This window comes from Brevibacillus reuszeri (assembly GCF_002897295.1).
GTDB lineage: Bacteria > Bacillota > Bacilli > Brevibacillales > Brevibacillaceae > Brevibacillus > Brevibacillus reuszeri_A.
Genome location: NZ_BEXF01000008.1, coordinates 246,240 through 265,029 on the forward strand (window position 1 = coordinate 246,240; position 18,790 = coordinate 265,029).

Below are 18,790 nucleotides of genomic sequence, written 5' to 3' on the forward strand. Positions count from 1 at the left end.
AGTCATCATCTAGGCCTCATGATAAAATACTACTGTAAAAAAGCCATCTCATAGTTGGTAGAGAGCAGGTGCAGTACCATGATCGATTTGGATAAACTAGCAGAGAATTATGCGAACGGTTCCTTTGAAATAGAAGACGTTTATCGTTTAGTCATTCAGCCCAAAAGTACGCTGCGTGAATTTAAGACGGAAAGGTATGGATTTCTTTTTATCATTCGCGGGGAAGCGAGAATGCATGTGAACGGAACGGTCTACGTTTTGCAGCCAGGCTCCGTTTTTCATGCGGCTCCAGATATGCTGCTGGACGCGCAGGTGATTAGTGCATCAGCGTATGAATACTTTGCCCTCTTTTATAAATGGGACAAGCCTGCTCATGAAAATAGTGGACGGGAATGCGACGCTCATTTCAAGCTGGAGCCGGGTGCGAATCCGCGATTACTGTCACTTTTGACCATGCTTCAGCAGAATGCTCAACCTCGGGACTGGATCGGGAAGCTGCGCGTGAAGGAATTGTTTTTCCGCATCCTGCATCAGGTTATCATCGGGTGCAGCCATCGGGAAAATGATCATTCGCCAAGTAAAAGGGTAATTGAGGAAGCTGTAGCCTACATTCACGGTCATTATATGCACCCGTTTACACTCGACGATTTAGCCGAGCAGCACGGTATGACGACCAAGAGCTTCTCTTACTTCTTTCACAAATACACGGGATTTCGCCCGATTGATTATGTCATCCATTATCGCATGGAAAGAGCGCAGGAATTACTGAGGGCAGGTAATTATCCGGTCGGCGATGTAGCAGTCAGCGTAGGATATCCCAACGCCCTTTATTTCAGCAGAGTATTCAAAAGGAAGTTTGGTATATCCCCCTCCGCTTATGCAAACCAGGCCGATCATTCTTAGATAATGATACATATGGCATTCGAGATTTGTGTATTTCCATTTGTGGCATCCTTTGCTACATTTTTTATTGATAATGATAATCATTTCTAGTATGCTCTTGGATAGGAAAGCAAAATTGGAGGGCAATTCGACCGATCATTGCCGGCAAGACCGAAAGTGAGATGTTGGGTAAGCCTCAGCGTGATAACGCTTTTGCCGATCTGGGAGCAGTGTCTAGGAAAGGTAGGGTATGTATGACTGGAAATAGACAACTGTGCATTGGATTTTCGCTGTCAGCCACCTGGATGAAGGGGGAAGATTGGCGGCGTCCGGATAGCGATGTAGAAAAAATGGGAGCGATAGACTACTACATCGCATTGGCCAAAAGGGCGGAGAAGGCAAAGCTCGATTTTCTTTTCAGAGCGGATTACCTATATGTAAGCCCACAGATGATAGGGGATGGGGCCAGCTTCGGCAGCCCTGACCCGACATTGATGTTCACAGCGATTGCTCGCGAGACGGAGCGGATCGGGCTGGTTACGACCATTTCAACAACGTTTAATCCTCCCTATGTCGTTGCCAGACAACTCCAAACCTTGCATTGGATTAGTAACGGACGTGCTGGCTGGAATATCGTAACGTCTATCGAAGGGGCAGAAAATTTCGGTGATGGACCTATGCCTTCACCACAAGAAAGATATGCGAAAGCGGCGGAATTTACCCAGGTCGTACAGAGCCTCTGGAACAGCTTTCCGAATGAAGCGATTGTCATTGACCGCCAGTCTGGGATGTTTACGGATCGGGATAAGGTTTCCGCCATCAATCACTTGGGAGAGTTTTTCCATGTCAAAGGACCGCTTACTCTGCCTTCCCATCCATCAGGGGACATTCCTTTCTTTCAAGCAGGCGCGTCGGATACGGGACGGAATTTTGCCGCTTCCGTAGCGGATGCTATTTTTGCGGCGATGCCAGATTTGGAATCAGGTGTGGAGCTGCGAAGTGCTCTGCGAAGAAGGGCCGAGGAACATGGGCGTAATCCTGACAGCATCAAGGTTCTGCCTGGATTGTATTTTTTCCTGGGAGAGACTCGTGAGGAAGCGCTTGAATTACATAAGAGAGCACATGCACATTTAGGGCTGGAGCGCAGGCTTGCATCGCTAAAATCCGTACTTGGTCTTGATGCCAGCAGCTTGGCTCTGGATCAGCCAATTACAGCGGAAATGCTTCCCGATCCGAATTTACCAGTCCGTAGCCGCACCCATGCCGAATTGCTGCGCCGACATATCAGCAAGTATCAGCCGACCTTGGAAGAGGTGCTGGCCAGACCAGAGGTTGTCGGATCTGCTCACTGGGTTTCGGTGGGGACGGTTCAAGACGTGTTAGGCGATATCATCGAGCGATATGAGGCTGGAGCGATCGACGGCTTTATCGCGCTTCCTGGCGGCTCAGAGAAATCTATGGATATTTTTTATGATAAGCTGCTTCCACAGTTAGTGAAAAAAGGCTTGTTTAGAAGCGAATATACGGGTGCCACCTTACGTGAGCATTTAGGGGCTATTTAGGCTAGTAGTTGCAACAGGAGAGACAAAAGTGAGCCACATGCTTGTCATAAAATCGAGATGGATCAGGGAAAAGGAGTTCAGAAAGAACATGCCAAAAAAAATTATGCTAGCTTGCTTAATCGCATTATTCACGCTTGCTTTGGCTGCGTGTGGAGGTGGCGGCAAACAGAATGAAGCTGATTCCACCGCAAGCAATAACCAGCAATCGGCACAACCAAAAGCGGACAATACAGGGATGGGCGAAACAAGAACGATTGAATATCTCGGAAAACCGTATACCGTTCCACAAAAGGTAGAAAAAATTGTGATCACAGGTGCGATGGAAGCGATGGAGGATGCGCTTGTACTGAATGTAAATCCAACTGGAGCGATCACGATCGGCGGGAAGTTTCCAGAGATGTTCGCTCCGGTAACAGGGAAGTCGGAATCGATTGGCGAAAAGTCGCAACCGAACTTTGAGAAAATATTGGAGCTGAATCCAGACGTTATTTTGGGTTCAACCAAGTTCCCAAAAGAAGCAGTAGAGAAAATGGAAAAAATTGCTCCGACAATCTTGGTTTCACACATTGCGACAAACTGGGAATCGAACCTGAAGCTCATGGCTGAACTAACAGGAAAGCAAGCAGAGGCAGAAAAGATTCTCTCTCAATATCAAACAGATACAAAAGCAGTGAAAGCTTCGTTAAAAGAAAAGCTCCAAGGTAAAACAGTGGCTGCTGTTCGGATTCGCGGGTCACAAGTATACGTCTACCCGCGGGATGTATACTTTAACCCGGTCTTGTACGACGAGATCGGTTTGGAGGTTCCAGGGCCGGTCAGCATCGCGAAAACACAAGAAGCGATCTCGATCGAAAAGCTGGCAGATATGAATCCGGACTATTTATTTGTGCAATTCTCAACGAGTGAAACTCAGGAGGCGCAAACAGCCTACGATGAACTCAAAAAGAATCCGGTTATCCAAAATCTGAATGCTTTCAAACAGAATCACGTCTATGTCAACGTCGTTGATCCGCTCATGGAAGGCGGTCCAGCATATAGTCGAATCAAGTTTTTAGAAAGTGTGCAGAAGCACCTGAACCAGTAGGCAAAATGAGTAATCAACATCCAAAAAACAAGTGAGGCGATTGTAAGATGCAAGAAAAAGAACTGTTTGAAGTAACGATTATCGGCGGAGGTCCAGCAGGATTATTTTCTGCTTTTTATAGCGGTTTGCGAGAAATGAAAACAAAAATTATTGAGTTTCAGCCATATCTTGGTGGTAAGGTGCATGTATATCCAGAGAAGATGATCTGGGATGTAGGGGGCTTAACACCTGTTCCGGCGTCGCAGCTGATCGAGCAAATGACTGCTCAAGCTTTGACATTTCAGCCAGAGGTTGTACTGGGGGAAAAGGTCACGTCCATTTCAAAAAATGAAGAAGGCCACTTCGTGATACACACAGCCTCGAATCAGAAGCATTACTCCAAGACCGTGATTCTGGCGGTTGGGGGAGGAATCCTGAAACCGATTAAGCTGGATATTGAGGGTGCGGAACGATTCGAGGTGACGAATTTGCATTACACCGTAAAATCGCTCGCACGCTTTAAAGACAAAACGGTATTGATCTCAGGTGGCGGCAATGCTGCGATTGACTGGGCGAATGAGCTGGCACCGATCGCGAAGCAAGTGTATTTGACCTATCGGAAGGATACCCTGAAAGGCCATGAAGCCGAAATTTCTCGTCTGGGGAATAGCTCTGTCGAGTGCTTGCTGAACACATCGATTGAAAAGCTCGTTGCAGCGGCAAATCATGAGAGCATTGAAACGGTCGTGCTGAAACGAGTTGAAGACGATAGCATGTTTGAGCTGGCTGTAGATGAGGTGATCATCAGCTACGGGTATGAGCGCGATAAAGAATTGCTGGCAAACAGCGATATACAGATTGAATTAAAGGATGACTACTGGATTGCAGGCTCTCCGATGAGTGAAACATCGGTACCAGGAATGTATGCAGCTGGCGATATCCTGCATCACGAAGGCAAGCTCCATCTGATTGCGGGGGCGTTCCAGGATGCAGCGAATGCTGTGAACAAAGCGAAGCAATACGTAGCGCCCGATGCCAATGCGTACGGGATGGTCTCCTCACACAACGACTTGTTCAAACAAAAAAATCGCGAGCTGATGAAGAGCTTGTATACGAACTAAAGCAAGACCAATAACAAACCAAAGAAGCGGCAGAGAAGCCGTTTTTTTGGTTCGATCTGATTTGACAAAACGAGCTGTGCTTAGGTACACTTTATTTATTCCGACTGTACAGTATAAATAAAATGAGAACAAGGTGAAAGTATGCCCAAACTGGGAATGGAACCAGTGCGCCGAGCAGAGGTTATCAACGCCACGTTGACGTGTATCAGTGCTCATGGAATGGATGGCATGACGCTGGATAAAGTCGCCGAGTATGCGGGCTGCTCCAAAGGAGTGGTCACTTATTACTTTAAAAACAAGGATAACTTGACGATCGAAGCTTTCAAATCGTTCCTCGCCTACTATGGTCAAAAGATAGGAGCAGAGATTGCAAACACGATGACGGCCAGAGAAATGATGGACGTTGTTTTGAAGCACATACTGCCGGCCAAAAGCGATGATAGCGATAGGAAGATCAACGTTTCACAGCTGGATGGTATTGAGAATATGTTTATCCCCTATGAAGATCAAGGAAGGCTTTTTGTACAGTTCTTTTCGAAAGCCGCGCTGGATCGCAATTTGCAGGAGGTAGCATCCAAAAGCTATACGGCGGATCTTCAGGGCATCGCTAAAATATTTGATTACGGCAGCAGAACAGGTCAAATGTCAGTAGAGGATTCGTCAAACGCTGCATATGGACTGCTCGCGATGGTAATCGGTCTGAGCTTTTTTCGAGTGGCAAACATTGCACCCATAAATGGCGAGGATAATCGAGTGATTTGTGAGGAGTATGTCAACAGGTTCATCAAAACCTGAGTTTAAGCGAGAAGAATAGGAGTGAGAAGATGGAGTTCAAAAAGGTAGACACAGCTGGAGAAAGCGTTGCAATCGTGAGCAGTACCGAAATCGTTATTAGTGATGTTCAATCTGCACTGGATCTTATAGCAACTGTGCAGTATGAAACAGGCTGCAATCGAATTATTTTAGACAAATCCTTGATTACCGAAAGCTTTTTCGATTTGAAAACACGCCTCGCCGGGGAAATCCTGCAAAAGTTCATCAACTATCATGTAAAGATAGCGATCATTGGAGATTTTTCCGTGTACACGAGTAAAAGCTTAAAAGACTTCATCTACGAATCGAATAACGGAAAAGATATCTTATTCTTGCCGACTAAAGAGCAAGCGATAGATATGCTAGGCATGTTGCCGTAGAAGTGGGAATGGGGGAACAGAGGTGGCAAGTGCACGACATGGTTTTGTTGAGTATCCGATGGTGCACATTCCTGCAGGTGAAGTGATCATGCGGGACGATCGAATAAAGACGACGTGGGGGGCTGAAGTGAAGTCATTTTTGCTTGCGCCCATTCCTGTCACCAATGAGCTCTATTCCTCTGTTTTGCAAAAGTCGGTAGGACTTGCTGTTTGCCCTCAGGCTCCGGTTGTGGAAGTCTCCTGGGATGATGCGATCTTTTTTTGTAATTTGCTCTCTCAGAAGGCTGGCCTACAGGAATGTTACACGACATGTGATAACGGTGAGAGTATCGTCTGTGACTGGCGTGCGGATGGTTATCGTCTTCCTACTGAAGCCGAATGGCAGTATGCATGCAAGGCAGGGACAACGGGATATCGATACGGTGAGCTAGATGAAATAGCCTGGCATCAGGGGAACTCTGAGGGCATCGTACATGAACCAGGTAACAAGCTTCCGAATGCGTGGGGACTATACGATATGCTAGGAAACGTTTGGGAGTGGTGCTGGGATCTATACGATGAAAAAGTATATGGCACCTACCGCGTTTTCCGTGGCGGAAGCTGGGCAGAAGAGGCTCGGGGCTGTGGAGCTACGTGCCGTCGCCGCAGTCACCCGACGTTTCGGATTGATGACCTTGGCTTTCGCCTTGCCCGGTCTTTATAGGATGGCTGTAAAACGCAGCGAAGCAGAGCTGCGTTTTTTGGTATACATATATCGCTAGGCTCGGTGCCGTATTGTCTTGCATCCTGTTCTGGTATATAATATGAAAATTAATTGATGAATCACTAACAAAAAGGGAGGCGGCAACCCGATGACTAAGTCCGAGGCGACATCAGTAAATCGCAAGTCGGAAATTATTTCAGCGGCGATTGAGGTGTTTGCAGAGATTGGCTACTACCGCGCAACGACGGCACAGGTTGCGACACGGGCCAAAATATCGCAGCCGTATATCTTTCGTTTTTTCTCGACCAAGGAAGCATTACTGCTGGCAGCACTGGAGGTATCCTGGACGCGAGTGATCGATTCCTTCCGTAAAGTCGTGGAGTCTGCGGCACCAGAACAACTGGAGACTGACTTGATTCAGGCCTACGATGATATTTTGAACGCCTATCAAAATGAGATACTGCTCCAGATGCAGGCGCAGACCATTCAGGAAGATTCGATCCGGGAAGCGATGCGCAACGGCTTTGGTGAAGTTCGCCGAATGGTTATCGACGCTTTTCGTGCAGCGAGTATTCCGAATCCAGAGGAACGGACGATGCTGTTTTTGGCTAGAGGGATGCTGTGCAACATTTCAATAGCGCTAAACATGCCCGAATTGAAGGAGAGATAAGGGCATTGTTTTTTGAAAAGTTGTGATTGACTGATCACTAACACAGTGATACATTATCCTTAAGTTAGTGATTGATCAATTACTAACAATCGAAAATCTTGATTAGTGATTGATCAATCACAAAAATTGATGAGGTGATTTCATTGGAAAAGGCTATTGTTGTAGGAGCAACTGGTGGTACGGGTGCTGCAATTACGGAAGAATTGGTCAAAAGAGGGATTCACACGGTGGCTTTCGGAAGATCCATTCAGAAGCTGGAGCAGCTCAAAGCAAGTCTCGGAAATCCGCAAAATCTGACGGTTGCTACAGGGGACGCTTTTCGACCAAACGATATCGTCATGGCTGCACAGGGAGCGGATGTCCTGTTCCACTGCGCAAATGTGCCGTACCATGAGATGGCAACTAAGCTGATCCCACTAGGTGAATCAGTGATGGAGGCAGCTGATCAGCTGGGGGTAAAGGTCGTTGCGGTCGATGGCATATATCCATATGGAAAAAGACAAATGGATCGGGTAACCGAGGAGCATCCGAAGCAGCCGCATACGAAAAAAGGAAAGGTAAGGCTTGCTTTTGAGCAGATGCTGTTTGACAGCAGATGGAGCCGGGCAAAGGTAATGATCGTCCGCTTGCCTGATTATTACGGTCCCACTGCAAACGAGGCTTCCTATCTGGGCTCCACTCTTGAAGCCATTGCGGCAGGCAAGATGGCATTTTTCATCGGTACGATGCGAGTCCCGCGGGAGTATGTGTACTTGCCAGATGCAGCCTTTATGATTGCGGAGCTGGCGTCCAAAACGGATACCTGGGGAGAGAACTGGAACATTCCAGGTGCTGGACAGATTTCAGGCAGGGAGATCGTGCGAATCGCTCAAAAGGCAAGCGGAAGCGCTAAGCCGGTTATTCCGCTAGGGAGGGCGGGACTGTCGTTGCTCGGTTTGGCTGTCCCAGTGATGAAGGAGGTAGTGGAGATGCTTTATCTAACAGAAGAGCCACTGATTTTGAGCAGAGCCAAATATGAGAAGAGAGTTGGGAAGGTGCGTGCGACCTCCTTTGAAGAGGGGATAACGAATACGATTCGGACATTGCAAGGAACAAATTACTCTAAGATTTTGTGATTGATTAATCACTAATTTATTCATCATCCGAATTTGCAGGATAAGCTGGATAGGAAAACGAAAAGAGAGATTCGTCGCTACAGGTAGCTGTCCCCAGAGCTAAATGCTCAACGAGGGACAGTTATTTCTTTTTTTGGAACAAAACTGTAAGCAATTTTTATTTTTGCGTCTAATAAGATACAAACTCAAAAAAAGGAGCGTACCAATGGATTCAGATGATCGAATAGAGCGATGGTTTCAGCAATACGGCAATGATGTTTACAATTACCTCGCCTATTTTACCGGACGAAGAGATGTGGAGGATTTAGTCCAGGAAGTATTTACGAAGGCACTATACGCTTTATCAGGATACGAAGGCCGAGCACAGCCCAAGACATGGCTTCTGACCATAGCGCGTCATGCTGCGATTGATTCTATGCGCAAGCAAAAAATGATGGACTGGTTTCCTGAGAAGGTGCTGGGATTTCTCATTTCCAAGGAGCGTACGCCGGAGAGGGCTTTGGTGCTAAAAGAACAATTGCAAGAGGTTTACCAAGCCATGAATCAGCTCAAAAGAACGTATCGTGAGGTTCTCATCCTGCGTTTGATAGAAGGAATATCTACTGAAGAAACGGCGGAAATATTGGGATGGAGCGAAGCAAAGGTAAGCACGACACTCCATCGAGCGATAAAGGAAATGCAAAAACAAATGTCCAAAAGCGGCAGGGAGGTCAAACTGCATGATGTCATCTTCTGAGGAAAAAGAAATAACTACGCTCATTCAATCTTTCCCGTCGCTGCGGATGGAGGAGGACAAGCAGCGGGAAATAGCGGGGCATATTCGTCAGGAAAAGGAGCTGCTCACACGGATAAATAGGCGTAAATGGTTTCGCAACGTGATTGGAGGAATGGCTGCTTCTATGGCCATTTTGTTGATCGCCTACCAGGTGGTCATCTCACCACAAACACCATCCGTACAGAGCGCTCAAACGAGTAATGCGCCAGAGAGTCCGAACACAACTGCCGCGGGAACGAATGAAAAAAATGATAAGGTTACAACGATCGATCCGCAAATTCAAGCGTATGTGGAAGTAGCTTTAAACAAGACCAATGAAGCCTTTAGCCCTGAAAGGATGGCGGTAATTGTAACAGATCCACATACCGGTGAAATTTTGGCTATGGCGAATCGTACGTCAAAAGAGTTAGCCAAAGAACAAGCTTATGCTATTCAAGCGTTACCTGATCCAGTAACTACGTTTCCAATCGTGACTCTGGCGGCGGCGATACAGGAGGGGAAGTTTGATTCAAGGGAAATCTTTGATTCAGGCACGTATGAGGTTTCACCAGGTAGTTTGATAAAAGACCACAATAATGGCATTGGCTGGGGGAAAATTACATACTTGGAGGGAATGCTTCGATCCTCTAACGTAGCATACGCCAAGCTTGGCAATGAACAATTAAAAAAGGATTTGCTCCAGGAATATTTGAATCGGTTTGGTTTTGGGAACAAGACAGGGATCGAGCTTGAGGATGAAGATGCGGGAACGATTCCACCTATGGAGAATCCGTATGATGTGGCCGCAGCTGCATTAGGACAGGGTGCTTCTGCAACTGCTATGCAGCAGGTAGCGGCGATGGGGGCAATTGCCAATGGCGGTGAGTTGATGAAGCCGCATTTGTATAAGCAGGCGGATACAGATACCAGAAATCATTATATTGTCCGTCAAGTCATATCGGAAGAAACAGCCAGAAAGGTTCAGGAGATTTTGGAATCAAGTGTGACCATGGCGGTCGGATCAAATAAAACGTTTAAAATGGACGAATACTCCGTTGCAGGAAAGTCAGGTGTAGCACCGAAATACGATGCGCAAGGAAATGTCATTGAAGGTAAATATATCGCTACCTTTATCGGGTTTGCTCCCAGTGATAATCCTAAGCTGCTGATCTATGTATCCATTGATGAGCCAAAAACGGATCTTTGGTTTGCATTATGGTGGAAGTCAATTGTTTCACCGTTATTTAAAGAGGTCATGGAAAACAGTTTACGCTCGCTTCAACAATAGTGAACTTGTCTGCTGTGATAAAAGCTGCGTTCATATTCCAGTAGGATGTCCAAGCTGTCGAGTAACGTAACTCGACAGCCAATCCCATAATCGAATCCACTTCGATTAAAAACTTTACTTGTTTTTCTTCTCCAAATACTCTTTATACTTAGCTTCTTGATCGTCCGTTGCCTTCGGAATACTCATACCTTTTTCCCAAATAATAATCCTGTCGCTTTTACCGGTTCCTTCGTAATAAATACCGGTTGTAACGTTACTCGTGTTTGCATGCTTCACAGGTGACCATCTTTCTGGCAACGAGACTAAGCTTCCATTTTCATCTGAAGTGAGTCTGCGGTTCTCATAAATCCGGTTTATTTCGGTGTCTCCATTATTGTACGAGGTTACGGTGCTTACATAGTTTTGCACCTTAGCAGAAATGCTGTAATGAATGGTGCCGTCGCTCATTTGATATACATCACTGATCGTCACATTACTGCTTGGAACCGGAAAGTCTCTACTGCCAAAAAGGAAATAAGCACCGAGTAAAATGATGACAGAAAGAAACACGCTGTATATGGCAATCATCCATTGGCGGCGTTTTATCTTTTTCAGAAAGTTAATTTGCTTGTGGGGGACTGCTTTGATTTCTTTCGTCGCCTTTGTCATCGTGTCCAGTATTATCCTGCAATCATCACAAGTAGAAAGATGCTCTTTTATCGCCTGGTTCGTTATGTCGCTTGTCAGGCCTTCGATATAGTTGGGGAGTAAATCTTGTACGATTTTGCAATTTAATCGCTGCTCCATTCTGATCTTCCTTTCATCATTTTTTGTTTGCCGCGATAAAAGGTAACGCGTGCCCAGGTCTCACTTTGACCCAATATGTCGCCGATTTCGTTAAAGCTCAAATCACCAGAGAGACGTAGATACATCACTTCTTTTGTCTTCTCGTCTAATCGATGCAGCATTCGAAATAGAGCAAGCTTTTCTTCATTTTGCAAAACATCGGACTCCAGATTTCTTCCGGAGCGTATCGAAATATTGAGCTCATCTATGGAGACGGATTGCGTTTTGTTTTTCTTGTTGATTTCTCTGTACCATGCGTGTTTGGCGATCTGGCATAGCCACACAGAAATCTTACAGTCGCCCCGGAAATGATGAATAGTTTTCATGGCCTGGTAGAATGTTTCCTGTGTAAGCTCTTCAGATAAGTCTGCATTTTGCGATATGCTGAATAAATATTTATAAACAGTTTGAGCATACTCTTCATACAAATGCTCAATATTCTCCATTTTTACACCTCCCACAACATAAGTACGGGAAAACGTGATTTCGTTACAGAGGGTTACAGATTTTTTATAGCAAGGGGAATAAAAAACAACGTCCAAGTCAAAACTATCTTCATTATGGTAAATTTATCAAACCTTTGCACGGAGAATTAAATGGGCATGGGCGTATGAGCATCCTTTTGCTGGTGCAGTTGACACTGAACAAGTAATTCACTATACTGTCTGTAATCTTATATGCATATACGTTGAAAGAGCCCAGTAGCAGCTTGGTCCCTGTTCTAGAAAGCCGGGGGTTGATGGAACCTTGGTACACACTAAGCGAGCGAATTACACTCTGGAGTATCTCGGGTAATGCCGAGCGGCTTGGCGAACGATAACTCGCCGTGAGTGGCAACAATGGCATGTGGCATGCACGTCCATTGGTGCAATCTGGGTGGTAACACGGTTATTCAATCGTCCCTATGTCTACAATTAGACAAGGGGCGATTTTTTGTTTTTAACGGCTAATACAAGCGAAAAGAATTGGATGAATCTAAGGGAGTGGCATGACTGTGAACATTATCGATGAGCTGCAATGGCGTGACGCCATCAATCAACAAACCGATGCGGAAGGCCTCCGGGAGCTAACCGAACAAAAATCGATCTCGCTCTACTGTGGTGTAGACCCGACCGGTGACAGTATGCATATTGGTCACTTGATCCCGTTCATGGTACTGAAACGCTTCCAGCTTGCTGGACATCGTCCGGTTATCTTGATTGGCGGGGCAACAGGTACGATTGGGGACCCAAGCGGTCGTCAAACAGAGCGTTCGCTGCAAACATTGGAGCAAGTACAGGAAAACGTGGATGCCTTGACAGCACAAATGAAAAAGCTGTTCGTAACGGATGGGGATAACCAAATTCGTTTGGTCAACAATTACGATTGGACACATAAAATCAACGTTATCGAATTTTTACGCGATTACGGGAAAAACTTTAGCATCAATACCATGCTGGCAAAGGATATCGTATCGAGCCGTCTCGAAACGGGTATTTCCTTTACAGAGTTCTCGTACCAAATCCTGCAGTCGCTTGACTACCTGCATCTGTACAAAAATGAAGACGTACAATTGCAAATCGGCGGTTCGGACCAATGGGGGAATATTACGAGCGGTCTTGACCTGATTCGTAAAAAAGAAGGGCCAGAATCAAAAGCATTCGGTCTCACGATCCCGCTCATGCTCAAATCCGACGGCACGAAATTCGGGAAAACCGCGGGTGGCGCAATCTGGCTCGATCCGAATAAAACAACGCCATTCGAATTCTACCAATTCTGGGCGAACACAGATGACCGCGATGTTGTGAAATACTTGAAATACTTTACGTTCCTCTCCAAAGAGCAAATTGATGAGCTGGCTGAAAAGGTACAGACAGAGCCGCATAAGCGTGAAGCACAAAAAATGCTGGCTGAGGAAATGACGAGATTCGTTCACGGGCAAGAATTGCTCGATCAAGCGAAGCGCATTACCGCGGCATTGTTCAGCGGAGATATTAAATCGCTGACTGCTGATGAGATCGAGCAAGGCTTCAAAGAAATGCCGACCTACGAAGCGACGAAGGAATCGAAAAACATCGTTGACTGGCTCGTGGAATTAGGAATTGAGCCATCCAAGCGTCAGGCGCGTGAGGATATTACCAAAGGCGCGATTTCCATGAATGGTGAGCGCGTTAGCGACCTTGAGCTGGAAGTATCAGCTGACCTCGCGATTGGCGGCCGCTTTATCATCATCCGCAAAGGCAAGAAAAATTACAGCTTGGTGAAAATGTCCTAGCATACAAAGGCAACGAGAAGCTTCCCGCGAATAAATAAGGGAGGCTTCTTATTTTTTGCAGTCGAATGGAAAGAGGGAGAACGATGATAGAAGAGCTGTCCCAGTATTATACGGAATGTGAAATGGAAGTCGTATCTGTGGAAAACGTATCGCTACCTGTCAAAAAGGAAGGGATGCACAGCATTTTAGTCCTGCCTAGCGATAATTTGGCAGAAATGCTGGAGGAGGCCTCGGACGAAGCGGGATCTCTATCTGCCTATGTTCATCAACAGCTGGCAGAGGTTCATGAGCTGAGTGTAGAGGAAGTAATGCGGCAAATCGTAGCGTCACAGCTAGAGTATACAGAAATCCCATCCGAACACAGAAATTTGGAAGGGAAGGACTTTGAAGGTATTTACCAGGCATATTCACTTCTGTGGGAAGAAAGTGAGCTTCTCAATGAGCAGCTTTGTGAAGGTGAGCATGAGCCCTTTCTATTAAATGCGAGCTGGGTGCAAGAACATCTGGAAGATGCTGACGATCTGCTTGTCCTGAGTTTACCTCTACAAGCTGGATACGAAGCACCACTGTGGGTTCCGATGGGGGGCTTCAATGAATGTCCATTACCAGTATACCAGTCGGTAATGATCAAGCACTTTCAGGAGAAGTATGAGATCACGATTCTCGCTGTAACAGATGATACGTGGATTGTCCAAGCAGGAAGACGGCCTGCGACAGAAGAAGAGGCATTACAGCTGGCGAAGGAGCACTTCATTTTTTGTCAGTACGTATTGGAAGGATATTCTTCGTTGGGGCACTATGCGGATTATTTAATGAAGCATGACACGTGGTATTTATGGTGGGATTAAGAAGTACCCTATTGTGGGGGGAGATGAGATTGAGCAAAGAAAATGTAAGATTGGAAATTGAAGCAAAGCTGAAAGAAAAAGTGGCTTGTGATGGAAGCCTGCATAACGCTTATTTGTTAATCCATTCGGAGAAGCTGGATATCCATTGGCGAATGGCTGCGGGAAGTACAGATGGGGTTCCAGCCAATCCGATGCAGCCCTATCATACGGCCAGTGTAGGCAAGACCTTTACTGCTGTCATCCTGTCACGACTGGTCGAAGAGGGGCAGGCAAGCTTTGAAGATCCTATCGCCAAATATTTGCCCGCCGAGCTGCTAAAAGATCTCCACCTTTTCAAAGGAAGAGACTACGCACCCGATATACAGCTCAGGCATTTGGTCAGCAATACATCCGGCATAGCCGATTATTTCGAAGATAAGCCAGAGCAGGGGAAAGCCATGCTGGATGAGATACTGGAAAATCACGACCGTTTTTGGACGCCGCAGGAAACGATAGACTGGTCCAAGAAGCACCTGAAGCCTCGATTTGCACCCGGAAAAAAGGTTCACTATTCAGATACAGGGTATAATCTTCTGGGGCTCATTATTGAACGAATAACATCCAAGCCCTATCATCAAGTGCTCCACGACTATATTTTTACCCCATTGAAAATGAATCACTCTTACTTATCCCAGTACTCGAAGCCAGCCATGAAAAGTGAGTATCCGGTAGCTTATCTATATATAGATAAGCTGAAAATTAACGTGGAGGACTATCGCAGCTTCAGCAGCTTTTACTCTGGCGGGCAAACGGTAAGCACATTAGAAGATCAGCTGCGCTTCATGAAAGCACTGACTGGCAATCAGATCCTTCAAAAAGAGACTCTCGATACGATGCACCAATGGAACAAAATGTGGATGGGGATGGACTATGGGTACGGATTGATGCGGATTCGTTTTCTCCCTTATACCAAAAAGTATATTGGGTGGGGGCATCTCGGTGCGAGCGGCAGCTTCATGCTTTACTTGCCGAATTTGGATGTCCATGTGATAGGCAGCTTCAATCAGACTACCTATCGTTCAAAAGGTATGAACTATCTCTTTTTTAACGTTTTGCGCAAGGTAGCAAAGTGCGCACAAGCGTAAGCCTTCGCGATCGCGCTATCGAGAAATAAGGCTCTTGTTTGATGACAAACAACGATAAAGGATTAGATGAATGTATAACTATACGCTGTTGGAAAGCCTGCTGTTTGTTCCTACGCGCTTGGACAAAGAAAAGCTGGCAAAGTCCGTGTATGGCAAAACGATTGTGATCACTGGCGCAAGCTCAGGAATAGGCGAGCAGGTAGCCAAGCTTCTGGCTGATTTCCATGTACACCTGGTCCTTGTGGCGAGAAGAGAGGAAAAGCTGCAAGAGATGAAAAGGGAGCTTGAGACGAGGGCTGCCAAAGTCAGTATCTTTCGGGCAGACTTAAGAGATTCGTCTGAGATGGATGGGTTTCTAGCATTTCTGCTGCAACAGCCTGACGGGATTGATATCGTGGTCAGTAACGCTGGCATTTCAATCAGGCGTTCTATTATGGATTCCCTGGATCGATATCACGATTTTACACGAACCATGGCTATCAATTATTTTGCCCCTGTCAAATTGCTATTGGCGATCATTCCGCAGCTGAAGCAAAAGAAAGGACATATCATCAACGTCTCTACGGTCAACACTTCTTTGGTTCCGATCCCGTTTTGGGTTGCGTATCAGGCATCCAAGTCCGCTTTTGATACATGGTTCCGATCAGCTGCACCTGAATTAAATGCGATGGAGATTACGACGACGTCCATCTATCTTCCCCTCGTGAAAACGCCAATGATTTTGCCTACAGAAGCTTACAAAAACATGCCTGCCATGAGCGCAGAGCACGTAGCTGTGATGATCGCCAAATCGATGTACACCAAACAGAAAAAGATGAGGCCGTGGTGGCTGATTTTTGGACAGCTAGCCTCTGTATTAGGCAGGGGAGTATGGGAATGGGTCATGGCAGGAAGGCTACGAAACAGGAGGAAGTGAACGTTGCAAATTTTTTGTTTATTTCATGTTCTATACAAGCTGAAGCTGCTTTCTCCCATTGGATTGTTTAGGCTCCTCACTGCCATCTATCAGTATGGAATAAACGTGATGATGCTCCTAAAGGTCGCCGAAAGGATGCATGGCCATAAAATAGCTTTGGCAGATGATCTGGAGACCATTACCTATCACGAGCTGTTATCCCAATCGGAGCAGCTCTCTGCTATGCTGAAACAAGCCTATGGACTTGCAAGCGGCAAGAGAGTAGGTATTTTGTGCAAAAACCATGCTTCTTTGATAAAAACCATTTTTGCAGCCTCATACACGGGTGCAGACATTTTTTTACTGAATACCGAAATGAGCGGGAAGCAGCTCAAGCAGATTGCGGAAGCTCATGATTTCGACCTGCTTGTGCATGATGTGGAGCTGACTGTACTGACCCGGCAAGCATCGTATGAGAAAGCTACGCTTCTGAGCTATCATGATCAGCTGCCCGCCGTCAATCGAATGGATGCTACGTTCATTCCAGAACCGCGTACAAGAACGTATGCAAGCCAGATTAACCTCCTGACAGGCGGAACAACAGGAAGAGCAAAGAAAGTCGCACATAAGCCGTCCTTATTCAATTATTTGCCTCCGTTTTTAGCTTTGCTTAACAGGCTCCAGCTGCAGCGATATCAGACTGCCTATCTTGCAACGCCCATTTATCACGGATATGGGATCGCCTTTTTGCTTTTGTTCATTGCATTAGGGAAGAAAATTGTGATCACATCCGGGTTTGACGCGAAAAAGGCATGTGACCTCATCAAAAAGCATAGGGTTGAGGTCATAACAGTCGTACCACTGATGATACATAAGATGCTGAATCACGATGCCGATAGCTTGCAATCACTGGCTTGTATCGCATCAGGGGGTGCCGAGCTCAATCCAAAGCTGGTAGCGCATGTGCGTAGCAAATTAGGAGCTGTATTATACAATCTGTATGGTACTTCGGAAGCTGGTCTGAATATTATAGCTACCCCAGAGGATTTACACTACACTGCAAAAACGCTGGGAAGAAAAATAAAGGGCACCCATTTACATGTGCTCAATGATCAAAAGAACAGGTGCAGTGTCGGTGAGATTGGCGAGTTTTGCGTGAAAAATAAATGGTCCATGCGCAATCAAAGTCGGTCGTGGATCGAGACTGGAGACTTAGGGTACCGAGACAAGCAAGGCTATTATTTTTTATGTGGTAGAGTCGATGACATGGTTGTTTCTGCGGGTGAAAATGTGTATCCGATTGAGCTGGAGCAAGTCTTGATCCAGCACCCGTTTGTAGAAGACGTAGCCGTTTTCGGGGTTCCTGATGAAATGTTTGGACAAAGGCTGAAAGCAGTCGTCCAGCTTATTCATCATGCTGCGTTAACAGAAGCGGAGTTGCGAGACTGGCTGCGCCCTCAGGTTGCCCGCTATCAAATGCCTAAAGAGATTGTGTTTGTTGATCAGATTTCGTATACCCATTTAGGAAAGCGAGATAAGAAACAGCTTAGAAGCTTTCCTGCAAGTGAAAACCCATACACCCCCGTGTGATGAAAGGGAGATGTATGGGTTTTGTTGTTTTTGCAAGCCTTGAGTCTACTCGACCAGCGGTTTAATTTTTGGAAAAACCTTTAACGCCGTTTGGTAAAAGACGTCTTCATGAAACGCTACTGGAATCAGCTCTTGTACGAACTCAATATACGACTTGACCGGAGCTAGCGGCCAGTCGGTGCCAAACAAAAATTTATCATAGTGATCACAATAGGCGATCGCGTGCCGCAGGTGAGAGAAAAAGAGCGGTGATTCCTTCAGTCGTTGGCAATTGGCAGCATCACCTACCATCAAGCCGGAGAGATCAGCAAACATGTTGCGGTTTTTGTAAACGACCTCGGCCCCATCCAGTACCCACGGATCGCCAAAATGAGCCATCATGAAATTCACATCACGATGCTTCACCGCCACCTCGTCCAGCGCGAGAGGATGGGAGTACTTTAACAACCCTCGTTCGGAATACGTATCTCCGGTGTGGAAGACTACAGGCACCTGATAGGTGGCAGCAAGCGCATAAACCGGATCATAGACGCTGTCATACGCATAAAACGGATAGTAGCCAAGATAGATTTTCAGGCCCACAACGTTTGGCTTTTGCAGGTCGTTCTCCAGTCGCTGCAGCGCAGCCTGGTCCAGCTTGAACGGATTGATTCCCAGGCAATAGACGAGCTGCGGCGGCAGGTCATCGGTCAGGTCGAGCCCCATTGGAGTGACAGCCTCGGCGTCAGGAAAGCCATACTTTTGCGTCTCTGTCAGGCCCATACCGATACCGAGCACCACACCATTATCCGCATATTCCTGCAAAATACCCTCTAATGAGTAATCGACAAAAGAATCTTCTGCCGCTGTCCGCTTGAACTCTTCGATGTGGGACAAATGCATATGGGCATCAATGATTTTCAT

The 18,790-nt window shown here is 46.3% G+C and carries 19 protein-coding genes; 16 read left to right on the top strand and 3 right to left on the bottom strand.

Annotated features, from left to right (window positions below):
* Nucleotides 1-78: 78 nt before the first annotated feature.
* The 11 genes from C3B52_RS15385 (at nt 79) to C3B52_RS15435 (ending at nt 10,351) form a co-directional block, all read left to right on the top strand.
* Nucleotides 79-903, top strand: coding sequence for an AraC family transcriptional regulator (locus C3B52_RS15385; RefSeq protein ID WP_103107185.1), 825 nt, complete (start codon nt 79-81; stop codon nt 901-903).
* A 233-nt stretch (nt 904-1,136) separates the two neighbouring features.
* Nucleotides 1,137-2,444 carry an NtaA/DmoA family FMN-dependent monooxygenase gene (locus C3B52_RS15390; protein WP_103107187.1) on the top strand — a complete coding sequence of 436 codons (1,308 nt, stop codon included), beginning with the start codon at nt 1,137-1,139 and terminating at the stop codon, nt 2,442-2,444.
* A gap of 88 nt (nt 2,445-2,532) precedes the next feature.
* The gene (locus C3B52_RS15395; RefSeq protein ID WP_103107261.1) at nt 2,533-3,528 is read left to right on the top strand and encodes an ABC transporter substrate-binding protein; all 996 of its coding nucleotides are present in this window, start codon (nt 2,533-2,535) and stop codon (nt 3,526-3,528) included.
* Nucleotides 3,529-3,575: 47 nt separating this feature from the next.
* Nucleotides 3,576-4,628 (top strand): NAD(P)/FAD-dependent oxidoreductase, encoded by a 1,053-nt coding sequence (locus tag C3B52_RS15400; RefSeq protein WP_103107189.1) that lies wholly within the window; start codon nt 3,576-3,578, stop codon nt 4,626-4,628.
* A gap of 141 nt (nt 4,629-4,769) precedes the next feature.
* Nucleotides 4,770-5,423 (top strand): TetR/AcrR family transcriptional regulator, encoded by a 654-nt coding sequence (locus tag C3B52_RS15405; RefSeq protein ID WP_103107191.1) that lies wholly within the window; start codon nt 4,770-4,772, stop codon nt 5,421-5,423.
* 29 nt (nt 5,424-5,452) lie between these two features.
* The gene (locus tag C3B52_RS15410) at nt 5,453-5,821 is read left to right on the top strand and encodes a DUF4180 domain-containing protein (RefSeq protein WP_103107193.1); all 369 of its coding nucleotides are present in this window, start codon (nt 5,453-5,455) and stop codon (nt 5,819-5,821) included.
* Between the two features lie 58 nt (nt 5,822-5,879).
* Nucleotides 5,880-6,524, top strand: coding sequence for a formylglycine-generating enzyme family protein (locus C3B52_RS15415; protein ID WP_103107263.1), 645 nt, complete (start codon nt 5,880-5,882; stop codon nt 6,522-6,524).
* A 148-nt stretch (nt 6,525-6,672) separates the two neighbouring features.
* A complete protein-coding gene (locus tag C3B52_RS15420) occupies nt 6,673-7,194 on the top strand; it encodes a TetR/AcrR family transcriptional regulator (RefSeq protein WP_103107195.1) in 522 nt (173 codons plus the stop codon).
* Nucleotides 7,195-7,337: 143 nt separating this feature from the next.
* A complete protein-coding gene (locus tag C3B52_RS15425) occupies nt 7,338-8,309 on the top strand; it encodes an SDR family NAD(P)-dependent oxidoreductase (RefSeq protein WP_201264890.1) in 972 nt (323 codons plus the stop codon).
* Nucleotides 8,310-8,514: 205 nt separating this feature from the next.
* A complete protein-coding gene (locus C3B52_RS15430; protein WP_103107197.1) occupies nt 8,515-9,045 on the top strand; it encodes an RNA polymerase sigma factor in 531 nt (176 codons plus the stop codon).
* A complete protein-coding gene (locus C3B52_RS15435; RefSeq protein WP_103107199.1) occupies nt 9,029-10,351 on the top strand; it encodes a peptidoglycan D,D-transpeptidase FtsI family protein in 1,323 nt (440 codons plus the stop codon). Before C3B52_RS15430 ends, C3B52_RS15435 begins: the two co-directional genes overlap by 17 nt.
* Before the next feature lie 114 nt (nt 10,352-10,465).
* Here C3B52_RS15435 and C3B52_RS15440 read toward each other — a convergent pair whose 3' ends face one another.
* Nucleotides 10,466-11,137, bottom strand: a complete 672-nt coding sequence (locus C3B52_RS15440) for a zf-HC2 domain-containing protein (protein WP_103107201.1) — start codon at nt 11,135-11,137, stop codon at nt 10,466-10,468.
* Nucleotides 11,122-11,622 (bottom strand): RNA polymerase sigma factor, encoded by a 501-nt coding sequence (locus C3B52_RS15445; RefSeq protein ID WP_103107203.1) that lies wholly within the window; start codon nt 11,620-11,622, stop codon nt 11,122-11,124. The genes C3B52_RS15440 and C3B52_RS15445 overlap by 16 nt, the downstream gene beginning before the upstream one ends.
* A gap of 542 nt (nt 11,623-12,164) precedes the next feature.
* On the opposite strand from C3B52_RS15445, the gene tyrS reads away from it, so the two are divergent.
* The 5 genes from tyrS to C3B52_RS15470 all read left to right on the top strand — a co-directional run bounded on the left by tyrS (nt 12,165) and on the right by C3B52_RS15470 (nt 17,887).
* A complete protein-coding gene (gene tyrS / locus C3B52_RS15450) occupies nt 12,165-13,430 on the top strand; it encodes a tyrosine--tRNA ligase (RefSeq protein WP_441299878.1) in 1,266 nt (421 codons plus the stop codon).
* An 83-nt stretch (nt 13,431-13,513) separates the two neighbouring features.
* A complete protein-coding gene (locus C3B52_RS15455) occupies nt 13,514-14,278 on the top strand; it encodes a DUF4253 domain-containing protein (RefSeq protein WP_103107207.1) in 765 nt (254 codons plus the stop codon).
* Between the two features lie 23 nt (nt 14,279-14,301).
* Nucleotides 14,302-15,402: a serine hydrolase domain-containing protein gene (locus C3B52_RS15460; RefSeq protein WP_235615726.1), complete on the top strand. Its 1,101-nt coding sequence runs from the start codon at nt 14,302-14,304 to the stop codon at nt 15,400-15,402.
* 70 nt (nt 15,403-15,472) lie between these two features.
* Nucleotides 15,473-16,318, top strand: coding sequence for an SDR family NAD(P)-dependent oxidoreductase (locus C3B52_RS15465; protein WP_103107211.1), 846 nt, complete (start codon nt 15,473-15,475; stop codon nt 16,316-16,318).
* Nucleotides 16,319-16,321: 3 nt separating this feature from the next.
* On the top strand, nt 16,322-17,887 hold the full coding sequence (locus tag C3B52_RS15470) for an AMP-binding protein (protein WP_235615727.1): 1,566 nt from the start codon (nt 16,322-16,324) through the stop codon (nt 17,885-17,887).
* A gap of 45 nt (nt 17,888-17,932) precedes the next feature.
* Here C3B52_RS15470 and C3B52_RS15475 read toward each other — a convergent pair whose 3' ends face one another.
* Entirely contained in the window at nt 17,933-18,790 is an 858-nt protein-coding gene (locus C3B52_RS15475; RefSeq protein ID WP_103107213.1) for an amidohydrolase family protein, read from the bottom strand.